At 62.2% G+C, this 20,000-nt stretch carries 16 protein-coding genes and 3 tRNA genes; 13 read left to right on the forward strand and 6 right to left on the reverse strand.

What is annotated here, in order from left to right; translation table 11 throughout:
- The first annotated feature begins 114 nt into the window (after window positions 1-114).
- The 4 genes from IDL90_RS06475 (at window position 115) to IDL90_RS06490 (ending at window position 1,999) form a co-directional block, all read left to right on the forward strand.
- Window positions 115-186: transfer RNA gene (locus tag IDL90_RS06475), tRNA-Gln, on the forward strand.
- A 38-nt stretch (window positions 187-224) separates the two neighbouring features.
- Window positions 225-297, forward strand: a tRNA-Glu gene (locus IDL90_RS06480).
- A gap of 43 nt (window positions 298-340) precedes the next feature.
- Window positions 341-413: transfer RNA gene (locus tag IDL90_RS06485), tRNA-Glu, on the forward strand.
- A 407-nt stretch (window positions 414-820) separates the two neighbouring features.
- On the forward strand, window positions 821-1,999 hold the full coding sequence (locus IDL90_RS06490; protein ID WP_187994840.1) for a glycosyltransferase family 4 protein: 1,179 nt from the start codon (window positions 821-823) through the stop codon (window positions 1,997-1,999).
- 130 nt (window positions 2,000-2,129) lie between these two features.
- Here IDL90_RS06490 and IDL90_RS06495 read toward each other — a convergent pair whose 3' ends face one another.
- Entirely contained in the window at window positions 2,130-2,867 is a 738-nt protein-coding gene (locus tag IDL90_RS06495) for an IclR family transcriptional regulator (RefSeq protein ID WP_182141193.1), read from the reverse strand.
- Between the two features lie 222 nt (window positions 2,868-3,089).
- Here IDL90_RS06495 and leuC point away from each other — a divergent pair, with 222 nt between their 5' ends.
- From leuC to IDL90_RS06520, 5 genes are all read left to right on the forward strand, one after another.
- Window positions 3,090-4,574, forward strand: a complete 1,485-nt coding sequence (gene leuC / locus IDL90_RS06500; protein WP_187994841.1) for a 3-isopropylmalate dehydratase large subunit — start codon at window positions 3,090-3,092, stop codon at window positions 4,572-4,574.
- Between the two features lie 2 nt (window positions 4,575-4,576).
- Entirely contained in the window at window positions 4,577-5,173 is a 597-nt protein-coding gene (gene leuD, locus IDL90_RS06505) for a 3-isopropylmalate dehydratase small subunit (protein ID WP_187994842.1), read from the forward strand.
- A 110-nt stretch (window positions 5,174-5,283) separates the two neighbouring features.
- Window positions 5,284-6,648: a UDP-N-acetylglucosamine 1-carboxyvinyltransferase gene (murA, locus tag IDL90_RS06510; protein WP_223175235.1), complete on the forward strand. Its 1,365-nt coding sequence runs from the start codon at window positions 5,284-5,286 to the stop codon at window positions 6,646-6,648.
- A 14-nt stretch (window positions 6,649-6,662) separates the two neighbouring features.
- Window positions 6,663-7,595 carry a diacylglycerol kinase family protein gene (locus IDL90_RS06515; protein ID WP_187994843.1) on the forward strand — a complete coding sequence of 311 codons (933 nt, stop codon included), beginning with the start codon at window positions 6,663-6,665 and terminating at the stop codon, window positions 7,593-7,595.
- 12 nt (window positions 7,596-7,607) lie between these two features.
- Window positions 7,608-8,450 (forward strand): 1-acyl-sn-glycerol-3-phosphate acyltransferase, encoded by an 843-nt coding sequence (locus IDL90_RS06520; protein ID WP_187994844.1) that lies wholly within the window; start codon window positions 7,608-7,610, stop codon window positions 8,448-8,450.
- 544 nt (window positions 8,451-8,994) lie between these two features.
- Here the strand turns inward: IDL90_RS06520 and IDL90_RS06525 are convergent.
- Window positions 8,995-9,681 carry a hypothetical protein gene (locus tag IDL90_RS06525; protein WP_187994845.1) on the reverse strand — a complete coding sequence of 229 codons (687 nt, stop codon included), beginning with the start codon at window positions 9,679-9,681 and terminating at the stop codon, window positions 8,995-8,997.
- 71 nt (window positions 9,682-9,752) lie between these two features.
- On the opposite strand from IDL90_RS06525, the gene IDL90_RS06530 reads away from it, so the two are divergent.
- Window positions 9,753-10,778 (forward strand): NAD(P)H-dependent glycerol-3-phosphate dehydrogenase, encoded by a 1,026-nt coding sequence (locus IDL90_RS06530; protein WP_187994846.1) that lies wholly within the window; start codon window positions 9,753-9,755, stop codon window positions 10,776-10,778.
- A gap of 31 nt (window positions 10,779-10,809) precedes the next feature.
- Here IDL90_RS06530 and IDL90_RS06535 read toward each other — a convergent pair whose 3' ends face one another.
- From IDL90_RS06535 to IDL90_RS06550, 4 genes are all read right to left on the reverse strand, one after another.
- Window positions 10,810-11,631, reverse strand: a complete 822-nt coding sequence (locus IDL90_RS06535) for a response regulator transcription factor (protein ID WP_220458737.1) — start codon at window positions 11,629-11,631, stop codon at window positions 10,810-10,812.
- Window positions 11,628-13,154 carry a sensor histidine kinase gene (locus IDL90_RS06540; RefSeq protein WP_259349615.1) on the reverse strand — a complete coding sequence of 509 codons (1,527 nt, stop codon included), beginning with the start codon at window positions 13,152-13,154 and terminating at the stop codon, window positions 11,628-11,630. Before IDL90_RS06540 ends, IDL90_RS06535 begins: the two co-directional genes overlap by 4 nt.
- Before the next feature lie 2 nt (window positions 13,155-13,156).
- Window positions 13,157-14,038 (reverse strand): ABC transporter permease, encoded by an 882-nt coding sequence (locus IDL90_RS06545; protein WP_182141185.1) that lies wholly within the window; start codon window positions 14,036-14,038, stop codon window positions 13,157-13,159.
- 71 nt (window positions 14,039-14,109) lie between these two features.
- On the reverse strand, window positions 14,110-15,018 hold the full coding sequence (locus tag IDL90_RS06550; protein WP_182141184.1) for an ABC transporter ATP-binding protein: 909 nt from the start codon (window positions 15,016-15,018) through the stop codon (window positions 14,110-14,112).
- Between the two features lie 466 nt (window positions 15,019-15,484).
- Here IDL90_RS06550 and IDL90_RS06555 point away from each other — a divergent pair, with 466 nt between their 5' ends.
- Genes IDL90_RS06555 through IDL90_RS06565 form a run of 3 tightly spaced genes read left to right on the forward strand, consistent with a single transcriptional unit; the run spans window position 15,485 to window position 19,998 of the window.
- The gene (locus tag IDL90_RS06555; protein WP_259349497.1) at window positions 15,485-16,411 is read left to right on the forward strand and encodes a methylenetetrahydrofolate reductase; all 927 of its coding nucleotides are present in this window, start codon (window positions 15,485-15,487) and stop codon (window positions 16,409-16,411) included.
- Complete coding sequence (metE, locus tag IDL90_RS06560; RefSeq protein ID WP_182141182.1) at window positions 16,408-18,795, forward strand: 5-methyltetrahydropteroyltriglutamate--homocysteine S-methyltransferase; 2,388 nt, start codon at window positions 16,408-16,410, stop codon at window positions 18,793-18,795. Before IDL90_RS06555 ends, metE begins: the two co-directional genes overlap by 4 nt.
- Before the next feature lie 3 nt (window positions 18,796-18,798).
- Window positions 18,799-19,998: a PLP-dependent aspartate aminotransferase family protein gene (locus IDL90_RS06565; RefSeq protein WP_187994847.1), complete on the forward strand. Its 1,200-nt coding sequence runs from the start codon at window positions 18,799-18,801 to the stop codon at window positions 19,996-19,998.
- Window positions 19,999-20,000: the final 2 nt, after the last annotated feature.

A 20,000-nucleotide genomic window follows, 5' to 3' on the forward strand; every position in this document is an offset into this window, starting at 1 on the left:
GGTATCTGTCGGGTGTCCCCGCGACATGCACCACAGATGGCCGTGATGATTTGGGGATGGGCGTTCGCTCCGGTAATCTTTTCTTTCGCTGGCCCCACAAGGGCCAGCAAACCTTGGGGTATGGTGTAATTGGCAGCACGAGTGATTCTGGTTCATTTAGTCTAGGTTCGAGTCCTAGTACCCCAGCGATTCCGGTGGTCACTTCGTGACCAATGGTTTCAGAGGCTCCCATCGTCTAGTGGCCTAGGACGCCGCCCTCTCACGGCGGTAACACGGGTTCAAATCCCGTTGGGAGTACAAGCGTGGCGACACCCGGTTTGCCGGGTGGTCGTAGCGTCGGGCCCCCATCGTCTAGCGGCCCAGGACGCCGCCCTCTCACGGCGGTAACACGGGTTCAAATCCCGTTGGGGGTACTTTTCAACTCTGCTTGGGGTGCGCGGCCCTGCCGGCACGGTCATTGTGATCGATGCGGCGGGGCTTTTTTGCGTCTCTGGCCGCGCGTGCTGTGTGTGCGGGGTAACGGGGTACCGGGGACAACGGGGGATACCGGCCAGAACGGCCCTTCGAGCCCATGCCTAAGGTCGCCGATGTCGACCTAGGTCGCCGGTAATTTGCCCAAACACCGGCGACGTTAGGCGACATCGGCGACCTTGGGTTGTGGGGTGGGCGACATCGGCGACCTTGAGCTGTGGGGTGGGCGACATCGGCGACTTTGCCCCTGGGGTCTGGTGGCACCCGGCTGCGGTGCCGTTCTTGAGCGGCGCCCCAGATCCCGTAAGCTCAGTGCGGCCGACCTGCTTGCTCAACCATGGGAGATCCGGTGCGCATCATCCACGTTTCTGACACGTTTGCTCCCGTCATGGGCGGCATCGAAACCCAGGTTGCCCGCCTCGCCACCCAACAGGCTCGAGCCGGCCACGATGTCACCGTACTGACGGCTGCCATGGCTGATCCAACCAAGGGCGTGCCCCGCAGCGTTGGTGACGGGCTTGTGTTTGATGACGAGGACGCCCAGCCCTACACCGTTGTGCGGTCACAGTGGCAGAACCCCTTCGGTGCCCCGGTTGACCCGCACGCTCCGGGTCGGTTTATCGAGTACATCCGCGAACAAAAGCCTGACGCCGTCCATGTTCACCTCGGCGAACTGACCCCGGTGGCGATGGGAGTGCTTGCCGCCCTCAAGGATGGCGACATCCCAACCGTCGCATCCGTGCACTGCATCTGGTCCAAGTTCCCAACTGTCCCGCTTTACCGGGGCGGTGCGAAGCTCCTCGACCTCTACGATGCGCCAATCTTCTGGCTCCCAAACTCGGAGTTGACAGCAAGCCGTGTCCGCGAGGTCGTCAACCCCGATCGCGTCCGCGTGCAGAACAATTCCGTTGATCCCGGCGGGTGGAAGACTGAGCCTGTCGCACATCATGGCCTCGTTGCCGTCACCGCCACTCGGTTTGCGCTTCGCAAGCGCGTGCCCGCCCTGCTGCGCATGCTGCGGGAAGTGGGGGAGCAGCTGGGGCTGAACGGAGCAGGCCAGCGCCCTCGTCCGCTGCTTGTCGTTGTTGCCGGTGAGGGGCCCGGACTCAAGGCCGCCCAATCCTACCTTGACCATCGCGGCATGTCCGGCTGGGTGGAACTCCCCGGGCGCCTCAGCAAGGACGCCCTCGTCGAACTCTATTCTCGCAGCGACATATACCTGGCTCCCAGCGTCAAGGATGCCTTCTCCATTTCGGGGTTGGAGGCGCGCGCAGCCGGCCTCGCGATCCTCACCAGGTCCCAGTCGGGCTTCGGGGCGGCCGTCCTCGACGGAATCGAGGGACGAGCAGTCCCCACGGATCGCGCGATGGCGGCAGTCCTAGTGGAGTGGGCGCGGGACCCGGCGGACGTTGCGCGATACGAGGACCACAACCAGGCGGTGGAAATGCCGTACTCGTGGAAGAACGCTCTTCCACAGATTGAGCGGGCCTATAAGGATGCGGCCGCCCTGCACCTGAGCCGCATGTGAAACTCATGAGCCGCCCCCAAATGTATATGTGGGGACGAAATATGCCCCTGGGGTGCGTACCCCCGACAAACATTCCGCCCCCGCATACACATTTCGCGAAGTGGGGGGCGGGTCCGGCAGCAGAGAGGCGTTACAGACCCATCTCCTCAGCCGTCCTCAGGAAGTCGGTGAGGCGGTTTGCGGCGGCGACAACCGCTGGTCCGTAGAGACGACCCGGCTGACGCCCCATGCGCTCAATCGGCCCCGACACGGACAAAGCCGCGATGACGCGCCCATCAACGCCGCGCACGGGGGCGGACACGGAAGCAACACCGGGTTCACGCTCCCCAACGGACTGTGCCCACCCGCGCCTGCGCACCTCAGACAAGGTGGTGGCAGTAAACGATGCGTCGATGAGGCCACGGTGCAATCTCTCGGGCTCTTCCCAGGCCAGCAGCACCTGCGCGCCAGAGCCGGCCTTGAGGGACAGGGTTGCACCAACGGGTATGGAGTCTCGAAGCCCTGTGGTTGGTTCTGCCGAGGCGACGCAGACGCGGTACTCACCCTGCCAGCGGAACAGCTGGGCGGACTCTTTCGTGTGGTCGCGAAGCGCCACCAGGATCGGCAAGGATGATGAAATCAGGCGGTCTTCACCGGCTGCCGAAGCCAGCTCTTGCAAGCGGGGTCCAAGCACGAACCGTCCCTGCATATCCCGGGTTACGAACCGGTGGTGCTCAAGTGCCACCGCCAAACGGTGGGCCGTGGGTCTTGCCAACCCTGTGGCCGCAACCAGTTGAGCCAGGGTTGCGGGGCCCGCTTCAAGGGCTCCCAGAACCGTGGCTGCCTTATCTAGTACACCAACGCCGCTGGAATCGCTAGTCTCGTCCATGGATGAATACTGTCATCCCAATCTGTGAGATGCCAAATCGACACAGCGTGAACGGGCCGCAAACTTTTGTGAACAGGAGGTACAGCCGTCACCAGCTGGCAGTTGAAGTGCAAGAAAAGCATAACCCGCCCCTAAACACCCGCGCAGCTGACACAGGCGTGGTCGACACAGGAGCAGCCGCAGCCGGCACGGCCTCGATGGGTTTTCAAGGAGTGGATTCGCATGGCCAAGACTATGGCCGAAAAGGTGCGTGAGGCACACATCGTAAAGAAGGGTGAGGGCGCGGCGCCCGACCTGCTTTACGTGGACTTGCACTTCGTTCATGAGGTGACAAGCCCGCAGGCTTTTGAAGGCCTGCGCCTTGCCGGGCGTCCCGTGCGGCGCCCCGACCTGACGATCGCCACCGAAGATCACAACACCCCAACCAAGGACATCTTCCTGCCCATCGCCGACCTCACCTCGCGACTACAGATTGACACGCTGCGTCAGAATGCTGAGGAGTTCGGGGTGCGACTGCACTCCCTGGGTGACGTTGAGCAGGGTATCGTCCACGTCGTCGGCCCTCAGCTGGGACTGACGCAACCGGGCGCCACCATCGTCTGCGGCGATTCCCACACCTCCACCCACGGCGCGTTTGGTGCGCTGGCGTTCGGGATCGGCACGTCCGAGGTCGAACACGTCCTCGCCACCCAAACCCTTCCCGTCATGCCCTTCAAGACCATGGCGATCACGGTCAACGGTTCACTGAAGCCCGGTGTCACCTCCAAGGACATCATCCTGGCAATCATCGCCAAGATCGGCACCGGTGGGGGCCAGGGGTACGTCCTCGAATACCGCGGGCAGGCTATTCGCGAGCTCTCCATGGAAGCCCGCATGACGATTTGCAACATGTCGATCGAGGCCGGGGCGCGGGCCGGCATGATCGCCCCGGATGAAACCACGTTTGAGTTCATCAAGGGCCGCCCCAGCGCACCCACGGGCGCGGACTGGGATGCGGCTGTCGAGTACTGGAAGCAGCTGGCTTCGGACGAGGACGCTACGTTTGATGCCGAGGTCGTCCTCGACGCCGCCGACATCGAACCGTTCGTCACCTGGGGGACGAACCCCGGTCAGGGTGTACCGCTGTCCGGCGAAGTTCCTGACCCCGATTCGTTCCAAGACCCCATTGACCGCGCAACAGCGCAGCGTGCCCTGGCCTACATGGATCTGGCACCTGGTACGAAGATGCGTGACATCCCGGTTGACGTGGTCTTCCTGGGATCTTGCACCAACGCCCGCATTGAGGATCTACGTATGGCTGCGGCGGTCCTTAAGGGCAAGAGGAAGGCTGACACCCTGGAGATGCTGGTGGTGCCAGGCTCGCAGAAGGTCAAGCTGCAGGCCGAGGCCGAAGGACTGGACAAAGTCTTCCTCGACTTCGGCGCAGAGTGGCGAAGTGCAGGCTGCTCGATGTGCCTGGGGATGAACCCCGACCAGTTGCAACCGGGCCAGCGCAGCGCATCGACCTCGAACCGCAACTATGAGGGACGCCAGGGGCGCGACGCCCGCACCCACCTTGTTTCCCCTTTGGTTGCGGCGGCGACCGCTATTCGCGGCAGACTGTCAAGCCCGGCCGACCTCGACGACCTCCCAGCCGGGGTGGGACTTGGTTCCGAGTATCAGTCGAGCGGCGCAACGGCACAGAGCGCGAAAGTAGAGGCAAAGTAGCCATGGAGCAGTTCACCTCTCACACCGGAGTCGGCGTCCCGATGCGCCGCTCCAATGTCGATACGGACCAGATTATTCCCGCTGTTTACTTGAAGCGCATCACTCGCACTGGATTCGATGACGCGCTGTTCGCAGCGTGGCGTAAAGACCCAACCTTCGTCCTCAACGACCCTGCTTACGCCAAAGGGTCAGTGCTGGTGGCGGGCCCCGACTTCGGCACGGGCTCATCGCGTGAGCACGCGGTGTGGGCGCTCAAGGACTATGGCTTCCGTGTCGTCCTCGCACCCAAGTTCGGGGATATTTTCCGTTCCAACTCGGGGAAGCAGGGGCTTGTCACAGGGGTGATTTCACAGGAGGACTGCGAGGCGCTGTGGAAGTACTTGGAAACTGAGCCCGGTGCGGAGCTAACCGTTTCGCTTGAGGATATGACGGTCACGGGTGGCGGTGCCACCTATCCGTTCGAGGTCGATGACTACACGCGTTGGCGCCTCATGGAGGGCCTTGACGACATCGGGTTGACGTTGCGGTCCGAGGACGCCATCACTGAGTTTGAGGCCCAGCGCCCCACGTGGAAGCCGAGGACGCTTGCGGGTCAGTAGGGGGTTGCGCGCGGGGTGAAAAGTCCGTGAAGTGTGCCGAGGATCAACCGGGGGTTGTTGGCGCAAGCGGTAAGCTCGCTTCAACGACGATCACAAGCAGGGAGTTACCTTTGCAGCAGACGGAATCGGCTCTCGGAATCCACACCCCAGCAGCGAGCAATAATGTGCTCCGCGTAGAAGGTGGACGACCACTTTATGGGACCATCTCGGTTCGGGGCGCCAAGAACTTTGTGCCCAAAGCGATGGTTGCGGCCCTTCTGGGTCATACGCCCTCCCAACTGCGCAATGTGCCCCTGATCCGCGACGTTGACGTGGTGAAAGAAATGTTGGAAGCCCACGGTGTCGACGTCATTTTTGACGAGGACGAGGGCGTGATCAACCTGGATCCGTCAAACATCGATGCGGCAAGTGCGACAGAGATTGACGCCCTTTCAGGTTCGTCGCGCATCCCCATTCTCTTCTGCGGACCGCTGCTGCACCGTCTGGGTGAGGCCTTTATTCCGGAGCTCGGCGGCTGCGTTATCGGGGACCGACCCATTGACTTCCACCTCGAGACCCTGCGCAGATTTGGTGCAGACGTCGTCAAGGAAGCAGACGGCATACGGTTGCGGGCGCCCGAGGGCGGCCTGGTTGGCACCCGGATTGACCTGCCTTACCCCTCGGTTGGAGCCACCGAGCAAACCCTGCTGACAGCAGTTCAGGCTCAGGGCATCACCACCCTGACGGGTGCAGCGATTGAGCCAGAAATCATGGATCTGATCAACGTCCTCCAGAAGATGGGCGCAATCATCTCCGTGGATACGGACCGTACTATCCGCATCGAGGGCGTTGACCGCCTAGATGGTTACTCCCACACCGCGCTACCCGACCGGATCGAGGCGGCATCGTGGGGGGCTGCAGCCCTTGCGACCAGGGGTGACGTCTTCGTTCGCGGAGCGCACCAGCCAGACATGAGCACCTTCCTCAATACCTTCCGCAAGGTTGGAGGTGCATTCGACGTGGAAGAGGACGGCATCCGGTTTTACCACCCGGGCGGCCCGCTCCGCTCGATCGTCCTCGAAACCAATGTTCACCCCGGCTTTATGACGGACTGGCAGCAGCCGCTGGTTGTGGCGCTGACCCAGGCGGAGGGCCTATCGATCGTTCACGAGACGGTCTATGAGAACCGCTTTGGTTTTGTGTCAGCCCTGCGTCAGATGGGTGCCAACATTCAGGTTTACACCGAATGTGTCGGCTCGGCGCCGTGTCGTTTTGGTGCGCGCAACTTCTCTCACTCCGCGGTGATTTCCGGGCCAACACCCCTGCACGGGGCCGACATTACGGTGCCGGACTTGCGCGGCGGATTCAGCCACCTCATCGCGGCACTCGCAGCGGACGGGGTTTCCCACGTCTCCGGGATTGACGTCATTTCCCGCGGATACGAGCACTTCATGGCTAAGCTCCTCAAACTCCACGCAAGAGTGGAATACGTGTGAGGCCGCCCCGTTCGATGACACTATTGGTGTCATCTGTTTCCGCTCGAGGGCGAGCATTGAGGCTGGGACGCGACGTCGTTGCTGCGTTGCGAGCCGGTGGCTGGGAAGTGCACGTGCGTGTTACCTCAACTGCGAGCGACGTTGAAGAGCTCTCTCGGACGTGCTCGGACTACTACATTGGCGCCCTCGGTGGCGACGGCTACCTAGCTAGCGCAGCGACTGGGCGGGTGGGACACGAAGGCGTCCTCGTCCCATTTCCCGGGGGACGAGGCAACGATTTGTGCCGCTATTTGGGGATCGGTGTTGATCCGGTGGCGTGGGCACAACAGCTCGCTGAGGCCGACCGCGCAACCATGGATCGGTGGACGGGTCCGCTGGACGCAGTTGAGGTCACCAGTGCGGAGGGGACCAAAACCGCCCTCGGCATCATCTCCTTAGGTATCGATGCGACAGCTAACTGGGTGGGCAACCACTCTTGGCTCCGTTCGGGCCCGTTGGCCTACGCGTGGGGCGCCCTCGTCGGATTCGCCGGAGGATTCAAGCCCGCGCCTATTGAAGCACGCATCGACGGGCGAGCCACCGAACTCGGCGGGTGGCTTACTTCGGTGTCGAATACCGGCTGGTTTGGGGGCGGGGTCAATATCCTCCCGCAGTCGAGGGCTGACGATGGAACACTGGAGATCATCAACGTAGAGAAGATGTCGAGGCTGCGCGCGCTTCCGCTTTTGGGGCGCGCACTGGTGGCGCGGCAAATTGATCACCCGATGATCACTGTGAAAATGGGGCGGAAGATTGAGATGATGCGGCCGGTAGGGCTGCGGGCGCTTGCGGATGGGGACGTGGTCGGGCATCTGCCGCTTTCGATGCGTGTCATTCCGGACGCGCTCACGGTGGTGGCGCCTGGGCAGCAGGTGGAGCGCACTGTCGACATTCGCACAGAGAAGTAGTCAGGAGAGCAGATGGCCAAGAACCCGACCCAGGTACGGACCCACCGGGGAAACCTGCACGGCATGTACTGGCTGGGCTACAGGATCCTCACCCCGGTGGTGCACCTGCTTTCTCGACCTCGATGGGACGGACTTGAGAACCTCCCGTCCACGGGTCCCTTCATCCTGGCACCGAACCACATGTCTAACTTCGACCCGGTCTTAATGGGCTACTTTCTGGGAGACAACGGCTTTGAAGTGCGCTTCCTTGCCAAGCATTCGCTGTTCAAGGTGCCGGTGGTGGGGCCGTTCCTGCGTTGGTGGGGGATGATCCCGGTGCTGCGCGGCTCGGACCAAGCGGGCGACGCCCTGAAGTACGCCCATGAAGCGCTGGTCAAGGGCGATGTGGTGGGCATCTACTTCGAGGGGACTCTGACACGGGACCCTGGGTTTTGGCCGATGAAGGGCAAGACTGGCCTGGCACGCCTCGCGCTGGATACCAGGGTGCCGGTGGTCCCGGTTGTGCAGTGGGGCGCGCAGGACATTATGGATCGCTATGTTGGGTTGTCGCTCAACAGGAGGCGGCCGGGTCTATTCGTCCGCGTGTTGCCGCCGATCGACTACTCGGATATTGAAGGGGATTCTTCGAATCACGAGGGCGTTCGGGAGCTCACCGCGCGACTGCAGCGCGCCCTCGGTGAGGGGAGCGAGGCGCTCCGTGGAGAAGCTGGTCCTCGGGAGCCGTGGGACCAAAAGCTTGCGGGCGGGCCGTCGAAGGATGAGCTGACTTCGCTGTCGAAGTGGAGGCGCTCTTTGGCGAGGGCGAGTCGTAGGCAGGACATTTTGGCGGCCCGGCCGTCGTTCGACCGGGCGTAGCACCAGCCCCGTTTTACCCCGTTCGACCCCATCCCACCCCGTTCGACCCCATTCCGCGAGATCGCTTAACTCAGCCAGCCGAGGGTAAAATAACAGAGTAATGTGGCGAAGTTAAGCGATCTCGCGGGGAGGGCCCGGCAGGGTTGCCGATGTCTGCGTGGGGGCCCAGCAAGGTCGCCGATGTCGGCATAGGTCGCCGACAATTCGCTGGAACAGCGGCGACCCATGTTGTGTTCGGCGACCTTGGGGTTTGAGGGTGTTGTGTTCGGCGACCTTGGGGTTTGAGGGTGTTGTGTTCGGCGACCTTGGGGTTTGCGTGGCTCGACGGGTAGCTGGCTAGCAGCGTGTTCCGATGAATTTCCCGAAGTGCGCATGCTGGGTGCTGAAATTTGTCAGGGGTCCACGCACAGGTGCGCATCGGCTTCCTCGGTGCACGTTTCAGACTGTGGCATTGGGAAACCAGCACAGCTGCGGGGCGCCGGCAGGCATGGGGCGCCGGCAGGCATGGGGTGCCGGCAGGCATGGGGTGCCGGCGCCCCACACGCTACTTAGTTGCTATGTCAATGACGATGCGGCTTGGGTTGTCGAGGGCGAAGATGTGGAACGGTTCAACACTGTCAACGCCGATGATGAACTGGGCTCGGCCTTCAAACGTTGACTCGTAGATTGCGTGCACGGAGTTTCCAGATACCTGCTGTCCGCCCTCGTAGTAGGCCGCGTAGTCTGCATCCGTGACCGGAATCGACACCCCTGTGACATCCACTTGCAAGAAGGCATTGCCGGCAATCTCGATGGGGTCACCTTTGCCCTGGCCGGTCGGGGTATCAACGTAGCGGGCCTGCCATCCAGCACCTGGTCCACCCAAGTCAACAACCACCCTTTCGAAGCCCTCATGTGCTGCGACTCGGAGCCCGGTGACGATGACGCCATCTTCGCCGGTTGTTGTCGGTTCCGCAGATGAAGTTAGGGCCCAGGTTGAGGTGTTCACGCCCGCGGCCTCGTCCTCATCGGGCAGTGCCTCTGAGTCGCTATCCCCGCCCGACTGGTCGCCTGGGTCAGCGGATTGGGGCGGTGTAACGGATTGGGGCTGGGACTGTGACTGTTCGCCCTCGTCGTCAGCCGTTGGGGTCGAGGGCGAGCAGCCAGCAAGCGCTCCCAGCGTGAGAAGCGTGGCTGCGCAAACTCCCGCAAACCGGGGAAGCGAGACATTTCGAACTGTGGTGTGCGGCATGATTCCTCCTTAGGAGCTACCCTTAGCTTAAGGCCGTAGTTGCAAGTACCAGTCAATTTTGGGGGTCCGGCGTGGGACAGACAAGTAGTCATATAGCAGTGCTCGGGACAGGCTCTTGGGGCACCACTTTTTCACAGGTACTGGCTGATGCGGGCCTAGAGGTTCGCATGTGGGGGCGCCGTGGGACGATCGTGGAAATGGTGAACTCTGGGGAGAACTCGGCGTACCTGCCGGGTGTTGAGCTCTCTAGCAGAATCACTGCAACCACGGATCTAAAGTCGGCTGTAACCGGAGCTTCGGCAGTGGTCCTAGCGGTTCCCGTGGGGGTGACAGGGGAAGTCGTTGAGGCTGCTGTTGCCCATGCTCCCGAGGCGCCCTTTGTGTCGCTATCGAAGGGTATCGAGCCGGGCACGATGCGCACGGTTTCGCAGCTGATTGCAGCCGCAGGCAACTTGCCGCCGTCGCAAATCGTCGCAATTTCCGGACCCAACCTGTCCATGGAAATCGCCATGCGTCAGCCCACTGCAGCGGTCGTGGCCAGTGAAGACGTAGAAACAGCCAAGCAGATCGCCCGGGCCTGCCACAACGAATACTTCCGTCCGTACGTGTCGACAGACCTCGTCGGGGTCGAGGTCGCGGGGGCAGCAAAGAATGTCATCGCCCTCGCCATTGGAGCCTCTGAAGGGATGGGGCTCGGAGCTAACACGCGTGCAACCCTGATTACGCGGGGGCTGGCAGAGATGACTCGGTTGGGTGTTGCTCTGGGTGCGCGGGCCTCCACATTTGCGGGCCTGGCCGGTGTTGGCGACCTTGTGGCGACATGTTCGTCAAGGCTGTCACGCAACTACTCGCTGGGGTTCCGCCTCGGCAAGGGCATGACCCTTGAGGAGGCGTTGGCGCTGTCACCGGGCATCGCGGAAGGGTACAAAACGGCTCCGCCGATGCTGGCGCTTGCCGGTGATCACGACGTTGATATGCCGATCACGCGCGGCGTTGTCGAGGTGATCGAGGGCCGTGCGACCGTCGCACAAATGGGAGAGATGTTGCTGGGCCGGCCCCAGAAGATGGACGGCTGGGAGATAGAACTGCTGGATTAGGGGCTCCTAACTGGGGGCGCCTATCTGCAGGTCAGCGCACTCCGGCCTCGTACGCCAGGATCACGGCGTGAACTCGGTCGCGCAGTTCCAGCTTGGTCAGCACTCTTCCAACGTGTGTCTTCACCGTCGACACCGACAAAAACAAGCGGTCGCCGATCTCAGCGTTCGTGAGACCCTCGGCGATGAGGGCGAATACGTCTCGTTCCCTGTCGGTGAGACGTTCAAGGATAGCGGCAGCATCCTCGGTGCTACGAGCACCGTCCCTGACGTCGGCGGTTGCGCGACCGGAGCCATTCGGATTAGGTCCCTGCGGGTTCCCTATGGGCTCCGCACCGTCGCGCAGTCTAGAGATGAGCCGCCGTGTCAGGCTGGCTGCCATGACGGCGTCGCCCTCGGCAACGGAGCGAACTGCGGCGACCAACTCCGGTGCCCTTGCATCCTTCAAGAGGAACCCGCCGGCTCCCGCCTCGATGGCAGCAAGCGCGTATTCGTCGAGGTCAAAGGTGGTGAGGACGAGGACGCGTGAGTCGGGATAGTCCCTGACTATTAGCCGCGTAGCTTCGATGCCATCCATGCCCGGCATGCGTACGTCCATCAGCACGACATTGGGCAGGCGGTCCTGCTCTGCGAGCCTCTGCATGACTCTGAGCGCTTGGACCCCGTCGCCTGCTTCCCCCACAACCTCGACGCTTGGGCCGCCGCCAGCGCCTGACGTAGAAAGTATGAGGGCGAACCCCGTGCGGATGAGTTCCTGATCGTCGACAAGGAGGACGCGGATCACATCGTCATCGCGCCAGCCTTCGCCGCTGAGATCTTCAACTGTTGAGTCATCGTGGTCTCGGTTGCTTCTCACTGCTGCTCACTCCTTTCCTCCGGGATGCCGTGATGGTCCTCTGCGGGTGCCGCGGCTGGCACCGTTGCCACCAGGCGCCAGCCGGTTCCGTGAGGCCCGGCCTCGAACGAACCGCCAAAGATCTTTGCGCGCTGTGCCGCGCCAGTAAGGCCCCGTCCGCTCCCCGGGATGGGCCGAGCCAAGGTGGACGTCGCGGCGCCGCCACCTTGATCTGCTTCCCCCGCTCTATGGGCAGGTCCGTGGTCAAGCACCTCGACGGAGGTTTCCTCCGGCGAATGGTGAAGCGTCAAATGTGTCCGAGCACCTCGACCCGCATAGCGCAGGGTGTTTGTGAGCCCCTCCTGGATGATCCGGAACACCGCGAGCTGCTGGCTCGCATCGCCAGCGGAGACTCCGGTCTCGGCCACGGTAACCTCCAGCCCGGCCTGACGGAATCCATCGATCAGCCCGTAGAGCTCCGCCATGCCCGGTTGGGGGTTTCTCGGAGCGCTGCTTGCCTCTGCGGTCTTCGCAACTTCGCCCGGACCTCGATCTGCAGCGGGTTTGCTGCCAGTCGTCTTTCCGTCCCCCTCGCCCAACACGCCAAGCAGCCTACGCATCTCGACGAGGGCGGTACGGCCGGTTTCCGCCGCGCGTTCCATAGCGTTCTTCGCCGCTTCTGGTTGGGACTCAACCGTCACCGAGGCCGCCTCACTCAACGTAACGACGACGGAAAGGGAGTGGGCAACAATGTCGTGCATTTCGCGTGCGATCCGCGACCGTTCGGCGGCGGCGGCCAGTGCGGCCTGTTGCTCGCGTTCGCGCTCCAGTTGGTGGGCCCGTTCGATGAGTGCGCCCACGTAGCGTCTGCGGTTGCTGAGGTTGATCGAGATCATGAGGACGGCCAGGAGCCAAAGTGCATTGATGGTGGAGAGTATGAAGTTGCTGTCTTGAAGGTACTGGCCATCGGCGGCGAAGATCGTCACGCTTGGGCCGATGACGGCAGTGGAAGTGTTGCCAGAGAGGAAGATCTGCGCCGTGTTGACCGCCACGACAATCGCGTAGCCGACCCACCCTTGCGCTAGTCCGCGGTAGAGAGGCACAGCGTAGAGGAGCACTACCAGTGCCATTGAGTTGGGGACGGTCAGTGTTCCTTGCTCAAGGAAGAGCAGGAGCGCAACGACTACCAGGCCGACCAGCGGGAATCGACGCCGGTACAGCAGTGCCACGGCAGTGACGACGATAATGAGGATGACCACCATTGCCCACGGCCACTCAAGAAAAGAAGCAACCCCCGCGACCTCGGCTTGGGCTTCGGGGTCGATGGCGGCGAACTCGCCAGCAAAACGACTCACCGTAAGTGCGAACATAATCGCAAGCGCACAGGCCAGGAGGTATGTGGCGACAATTATCCAGTCGACCGCTCTGGGGTGTGCTGCGATCCAACGGCGAAGCACCCCGGGTGGGCGCGGAAGCCGCAGCTCCGAGTCAAGCTCAGAGTTCGTGGCGGTGTCCACACCGACCGGGGTGCCTGTCACGTTCATGTTCACACAGCGTCTCTTGTCTTGAGCAGAATCGCTGCTGGCACCAGTGCTGCGCCAGCCCAGGCGACTAGGCCGCCCAACGCCGCCCAGTATCCCACGCCGACGATCTCAGTGGGGGCATCAGCCGGTAGGAGGGGGCTGGATGACATTTCGTATCCGAGGTCGGCTGGCAACCACTGTGCCGCCTCCGGTACCCAGGCCCAGCCGGTGACGCTGAGAATCTGGAACACAAGGGTTGAGACGAACAGTAGCAGCACCACCACGGAGATTGCGCCAGCACCGGAACGGAATATCACGCCAATGCCGAGCGAAAGGAGGGTAGCGAGTGTCAGGTAGATTGTTGTGCCCAGCATCGAAGCGAGCACGGCAGGTGAAACAAGGACACCGAACGCGTCCCCGCCCATGAAGAGTGCGGCAATGACACCGCCACCAAGGGTGGAGAGCCCGCCCACGACGAATGCAATGCCAGCGACGACCAGTGCCTTGGCAGTAAGCAGCAAGCCGCGGCGCGGCGTAGCGGACAACGTACTGAGGATCATTCCGCTGGAGTACTCACTTGTGGCGGCCAAAACCCCGATTACACCCATGATGAGGACGGTGATGTTACTCCCGAAGGTCGCAGACTGAGCGAGCAGTGTTGGCAGCGTGTCGGCATCGACGGACCCCGTGTCCACCATCGCGAAACTCATGAGCGCTGCGCCAGCCGCGCTAACAAGGAGCATGGTGATGATTGACCAGCGGATCGAGCGCAAGGATGCCAGCTTGATCCACTCACTGCGAAGAATGCCTGCGAAGGTGAGATGCCCTTCCGTCTGCCTTGCTCTGGTTGGGCTGTGAACGGTGGGGGCCAGCGTGTTGGCCGCGGTGGCGGTTGCGGTAGTCATGATTTGTTCTCCTCGGGGAGCAGTAGGCAAAAGGCGAAAGTCGGTGATGAGCAGGTCGGTCGGTCACGGCGTTACGCCGCGACGTACTCGATCTCTCCGTGGGTTAGTTCGAGGTAGGCGTCTTCGAGGGAGGCCGAGTCTGTAGAGAGAGAGTGCAGGACGAGGGCGTTTGCTGCCGCGATCTCACCGATACGTTCCGCAGGCACTCCGTGAATGAGGAGCTCGTTGCCGCCCTTCAGTTGGGTCGTGTGTGCCCCTTGCGCGCGAAGGAGTTCGCCGAGCCTGAGCGAGTCTGGTGATGTGACGCGGACGGTCCGTTGCCCCTTGCCAGTGGCGATAAGGTCGCCAATCGGAGCATCAGCGATCACCGCTCCGCGTCCAAGCACGATGACGTGGTCCGCGGTCTGAGCCATTTCGCTCATGAGGTGGCTGGAGAGCAGCACCGTACCGCCCTCGGCCGCAAAAGACCGCACGAAGTTGCGGACCCAAAGAACGCCGTCGGGGTCGAGGCCGTTGACCGGCTCATCCAACACAAGCACTTGCGGGTCGCCGAGTAGGGCTGCAGCTATGCCGAGTCGCTGCCCCATCCCCAGCGAGAACCCACCGACCCTCTTGTTCGCAACCGACTCCAGTCCGGTGAGTTCAAGTACCTGGTTGACACGTGCTTCACTGATGCTGTGCGTGGCTGCGAGGGCCCGCAGGTGACTGCGTGCGGTGCGTCCCGGATGAACACCTTTCGCATCCAGCAAGGCTCCGACAACACACAGTGGGTTGCGGTGCTCAACGTAGGGTTTACCCATTACGGTGATAGATCCGCTGGTAGGGCGGTCGAGTCCCATAAGTAGGCGCATAGTCGTTGATTTGCCGGCGCCATTTGGACCCAGAAAGCCAGTGACCTGGCCGGGCGCCAGTGAAAAGCTGACGTCTGATACCGCCGTTTTCTTGCCGTACGTCTTCGTGAGGTGTGTTGCCTCGATCATGATGTTCCTTTTGTCGGTCTTGTGGGCCTCCGTGACCCCATGTAGTAAAAGTACGAGGGCGCCCCCGGCTGGCGCGTCAGCCTCAGGTGCCGAAGGTGTCAGCCTGTGGGATGATTCCTGCGGAATCCGGGAAGTGGTGTTAGGTTTTCCTCGTGAACAAGAACCTGGACTGCGCCACAACCGCTCCCGCTGCTATCTGCAGCCGGGACGAAGTTGTTATGGCCATGGTTCGAATGTGCAACGGCTTCTCGAAGTAGAGACGACTAACCGCACTTTTTCGCCTCCCGGGATAAGCAGACCTCCAGGTTGCAACTGGCCTCCCAGTAACTAGGTGACCTCCAGGTTTCAACCAACCTCCGGTGCCAACCTGAGGTATCCCCTTCGAGAAGCTGTGTTCTAGACAGAGTGCCCCGCACTATCTGGCATTGGACATAGGGATATGAATCCGCATTTTCGACCATCACACATGGTTTCGTTTGAGGTGCTTCCACCCAGACGACCCGACCTCATCACCAGGTTCTGGTCTAACGTCGACCAGCTCCTAGCAAGCAGACCAAATTTCATTTCAGTAACATACGGCGCAGGCGGCACGGACCGCGATGGAGCCTGTACGGTTGTTGAGCAGCTGGTCCGGGAGACCCCGGTTCAGCCCATCGCGCATCTGACCTGCGTCGCCTCCCCCAGAGCCGAGGTGCGCTCCGTTGTGGAACGCTACCTGGACCTGGGTGTTCGCTCTTTCATGGCGCTTCGTGGTGACCCTCCCCGAGGCGCCGAAGGGTGGATACCCGCGCCGGGTGACCTTGAGCAGGCCACCGACCTCGTCGCCCTCATGAGGCAGGTCGAGGCCGAGCGCATCGCAGTCGACCCGGGTTTCGCCCTGCGCTCTGCATTCAAACCGCTGACGATTGCCGTGGCAACATTCCCTGGCGGCAATCCAGCAGCGGGAACAACTCCGGAACAAGAGGCGGACCGCCTCCTAGCGAAACAGAACGCCGGAGCATCCTTCGCGGTTACCCAGTTGTTCTGGAATCCCGGATGCTACGAGTTATTCCTCGAGCTCGCGCGTCGAAGGGGCGTCACCATCCCCATCGTTGCCGGGATCCTGCCGCCAACGGACCCCAGGCGGGTGCGACGGATGCAGGAACTCACCGGGGTTGCCGCCCCGTCGTGGCTGCTGGACCCGCTGGATGCGACCTCGAACGCAGAAGAAGCACGGGAAGTTGGCACTGCCCTGGGCCGCAAGATCGCCAGGGAAGTGCTCGAGGCCGGTTCGCCCGGCCTACACGTCTTCACCTTCAACCAGGCCGGACCCGCCCTCGACCTGGTGCGTGATCTTGACCTCTCTGACTCACACGAAACCTCACTTTCGCTTCCTTCAAAGGAACTGATATGACCAAGCAACACCCACAATCCACCCCTGAAACCAGCCCATCAAACGGAAGGCTTACCGTGACCACCTCTTTCCCAAACGCAACAATCATTGGCTACCCGCGGATCGGAGCGGATCGCGAGTTGAAGCGCGCCACGGAGAAATACTGGAGGAATGAGCTTTCCGACGAAGACCTCCTGGCCGCCACAACGGATCTGCGTGACGCCACCTACGCCCGACTCGCGGAGCTGGGGCTGGACAAGGGCGGATACGCCATCCCAGAGTCCTTTTCCCTCTACGACCAGGTCCTCGACACGGCCGTCGCACTAGGCGCGATCCCGCAGCGCTACCGCGGACTCGACGGTTTGGAGCGCTACTTCGCCCTCGCCCGTGGCACCGATACGCTGCCCGCCCTCGAAATGACAAAATGGTTCGACACCAACTACCACTACCTGGTTCCCGAACTCTCGCCGTCTTCTCAGTTTGAGTTCGAGGACGTCAGTAAGGTCGCCGAGTTCGAACGTGCTCGGGACAACGGCTATCTGGTTCGTCCCACTCTGGTCGGGCCGGTCACCTTCCTCGCCCTTTCGAAAGCGGACGAGGACGCACCCGGCGACTGGCATCCCCTGGAATTAATCGACAGGGTCACGGCGGCCTACCGCACCGTTCTGAGTGCATTTGCCGAGGCCGGCGCCGAATGGATCCAGTTCGATGAACCTGCGCTGACCTCTGACAACTTAGACGCGCCCCGCGCCGAACTGATCAGTGCTGCCAAGGCGGTGTGGAGTGAGCTCTCTCGAAGCTCGGAGCGACCGCAGATCTTGGTTGCGCTTCCCTACGGCGACGGAAGCGCCGCCGCAAAGGCACTTGCGGACACCGACGTCGAAGCAATCCACCTGGATCTGCGTCGTAGCCCAGCGCCCGATGCGGAACTCACCACAGCTCTGACAACCAAGACAGTCGTGGCCGGAGTCGTGGAAGGGCGCAATATCTGGCGCGCTGACCTGCGGAAAGCAGCTCAAACGCTGGAAGCACTGCAACAGGCAGGGATCACCAACCTTTCAGCCGCCACCGCAACCTCGCTGCAGCACGTCCCGATCACGACCTCGGCGGAGCAGTGGGACGATCCCGCCCTCGACGGTGCATTGCACAGTTGGCTGTCGTTTGCCGACCAGAAAGTCGAAGAGGTTGTCTTGCTAGGTAAGGGCCTGACGCAAGGCTGGATCGCGGTGGAGGACAGGCTAGTGGCATCCGACCGGGCCATCACGTCACGCGCGGCATATGAAGGCGTGATCCGCCCTGAGGTGCGGCAACGCACCGCCAACGTCACCCCCGCAGACACCGAGCGTGAGGATTCAGAAGCCCGCCGGGCCGCGCAGGCCGAGGTCCTCAACCTGCCACCCCTGCCGACAACGACGATTGGTTCCTTCCCCCAGACGCCAGAAATCCGTCGGGCCCGGGCCGCTCACGTGCGGGGCGACCTCACGGCAGAGCAGTACCGGGAGGCAATGGAGGCCGAAATCGCCTCCGTTATCCGTCTGCAGGAGGATCTGGGCCTGGACGTCCTCGTTCATGGCGAAGCCGAACGCAACGACATGGTGCAGTACTTCGCCGAGCAACTTGACGGGTATGCGGCAACCACTAACGGCTGGGTGCAGTCTTACGGCACGCGTTGTACGAGGCCGTCGATCCTCTGGGGTGATGTGACCCGCCCCGAGCCGATGACGGTTGGCTGGACGACATACGCTGCGTCTTTGACAGACAAGCCGGTGAAGGGAATGCTCACTGGTCCAACCACCATGATCGCCTGGTCGTTCCCTCGCGAAGACCTACCCTTCGGTGAGGTTGCGGCGCAGATTGGCCTGGCGCTACAGGATGAGGTGAGAGACCTCGAAGCCGCTGGAATCCACATCATCCAGGTTGACGAACCGGCCCTTCGTGAACTGCTTCCCCTCGACTCTTCCAAGCACCAGGACTACCTAGACCAGTCGGTGACGGCATTCCGCCTGGCGACCTCGAACGTGGATACTGCCACTCAGATTCACACCCACCTGTGCTATTCAGAGTTTGGTCAGGTCCTTGAGGCAATCCTCGGCCTGAATGCGGATGTTACCTCGATTGAGGCCGCGCGTTCCCGGATGGAGTTGCTTGAGGACGTCGACACCGACGACCTCATTCGCGGGTTGGGTCCGGGAGTGTGGGATATCCATTCGCCGCGTGTCCCAAGCGCCCAGGAGCTGGCTGATCTTCTCCGCGCCGCAGCCGCAGCGGTCCCCGCAGGGCTGCTGTGGGCAAACCCGGATTGCGGGTTGAAAACCCGCGGCTATGCCGAAACTGAGGCCGCTTTGAAGAACCTGGTTGAAGCAGCGAAGACGGTGCGCGCAGAACTCGCACCCGAGGGGGCATAACCCATGACAGCCCGACCCGACAAAGCCCATCCTGAGACCCTGGGGTTCAGTACCCAGGCCATTCATGTTGGCAACGCCATTGATGAGGGTTCCGGTGCGATCCGCACCCCCATCATCATGGCTAATTCCTATGCGCTGCCCTACGACCCTTCCACGGTTGACTGGTCCGGCACCGACATTCCGCTCTACACACGCAATACAGGCGCAAACCAGATCGCGCTGCAGCACAAGATTGCCGCCCTCGAAGGCGCCGAGGACGCGGTTGTTCTGGCAACCGGAGTCGCTGCTCTGCACGGCGTGTTCTTCACGACCCTGAAGTCGGGGGACCACGCGATCATCTCTGACACCACCTACGAGGCGACTTGGCGCCTATTTGAGGAGATCTTCCCAGAGAAGTACGGGATCGAGGGGACTTTCGTGGACGTGACTGACCTGGATGCTGTGCGCGCGGCTCTGCGCCCCAACACGCGCCTCATCCACACGGAGACCATCGCCAACCCAACTACGCTGACTGCGGACGTAGCGGCTTTGGCGCAGATTGCTCACGATAATGGCACCCTCCTCAGCGTGGATTCGACCTTCACGCCGCCCCCTCTATATCGACCGCTCGAGGACGGTGCAGACTTCGCGGTGCAGTCGCTAACCAAGTACATCAATGGTCACGGGGACGCGATGGGGGGATCGGTTGCCGGATCCACAGAGCTGATCCAGACCATCAAGTCTGACGCCATGGTTGATGTGGGCGGGGCAATCTCTCCGTTCAACGCCTGGCTCATCCAGCGTGGCTCCGTCACCTTGCCGCTGCGCCTGCAGCGCCACCAGGAAAGCGCCCAGAAGGTTGCGCGGTTCCTTGAAGGCCACCCCAAGGTCGCGTACGTCTACTATCCGGGCCTGGAATCGCATCCTCAACACGAACTCGCCACCCGCCAGTTTGGCGGCCGCGGGTACGGCGGTGTGCTTTGCTTTGCCGTCGAGGGCGACCGTGACACCCAGAACCGTTTTGTCGCGAACCTGAAAGTGGTCACCTCCGCAGTTTCGCTGGGACACGACGAAACCCTCATCATGCACGTCAGTAATGAGGGGCCGCGCGTGGTCTACTACCCCGAGCCTTTCAAGGACTATGGTCACCTTCGCCTGTCAGTGGGACTGGAGGATGCGGAAGACCTGATAGCTGATCTGGGGGCTGCCCTGGAGTCGGCATGACC

The organism is Schaalia sp. JY-X159, assembly GCF_014525425.1.
In the GTDB taxonomy this organism is placed as follows: domain Bacteria; phylum Actinomycetota; class Actinomycetes; order Actinomycetales; family Actinomycetaceae; genus Scrofimicrobium.

What these genes read in the sequence shown, in the direction of transcription:
- IDL90_RS06495 (WP_182141193.1), bottom strand. Translation starts at nt 2,867, where the DNA reads ATGGACGAGACTAGCGATTCCAGCGGCGTTGGTGTACTAGATAAGGCA.
- leuC (WP_187994841.1), top strand. Translation starts at nt 3,090, where the DNA reads ATGGCCAAGACTATGGCCGAAAAGGTGCGTGAGGCACACATCGTAAAG.
- leuD (WP_187994842.1), top strand. Translation starts at nt 4,577, where the DNA reads ATGGAGCAGTTCACCTCTCACACCGGAGTCGGCGTCCCGATGCGCCGC.
- IDL90_RS06515 (WP_187994843.1), top strand. Translation starts at nt 6,663, where the DNA reads ATGACACTATTGGTGTCATCTGTTTCCGCTCGAGGGCGAGCATTGAGG.
- IDL90_RS06520 (WP_187994844.1), top strand. Translation starts at nt 7,608, where the DNA reads ATGGCCAAGAACCCGACCCAGGTACGGACCCACCGGGGAAACCTGCAC.
- IDL90_RS06525 (WP_187994845.1), bottom strand. Translation starts at nt 9,681, where the DNA reads ATGCCGCACACCACAGTTCGAAATGTCTCGCTTCCCCGGTTTGCGGGA.
- IDL90_RS06540 (WP_259349615.1), bottom strand. Translation starts at nt 13,154, where the DNA reads ATGAACGTGACAGGCACCCCGGTCGGTGTGGACACCGCCACGAACTCT.
- IDL90_RS06545 (WP_182141185.1), bottom strand. Translation starts at nt 14,038, where the DNA reads ATGACTACCGCAACCGCCACCGCGGCCAACACGCTGGCCCCCACCGTT.
- IDL90_RS06550 (WP_182141184.1), bottom strand. Translation starts at nt 15,018, where the DNA reads ATGATCGAGGCAACACACCTCACGAAGACGTACGGCAAGAAAACGGCG.
- IDL90_RS06555 (WP_259349497.1), top strand. Translation starts at nt 15,485, where the DNA reads ATGGTTTCGTTTGAGGTGCTTCCACCCAGACGACCCGACCTCATCACC.
- metE (WP_182141182.1), top strand. Translation starts at nt 16,408, where the DNA reads ATGACCAAGCAACACCCACAATCCACCCCTGAAACCAGCCCATCAAAC.
- IDL90_RS06565 (WP_187994847.1), top strand. Translation starts at nt 18,799, where the DNA reads ATGACAGCCCGACCCGACAAAGCCCATCCTGAGACCCTGGGGTTCAGT.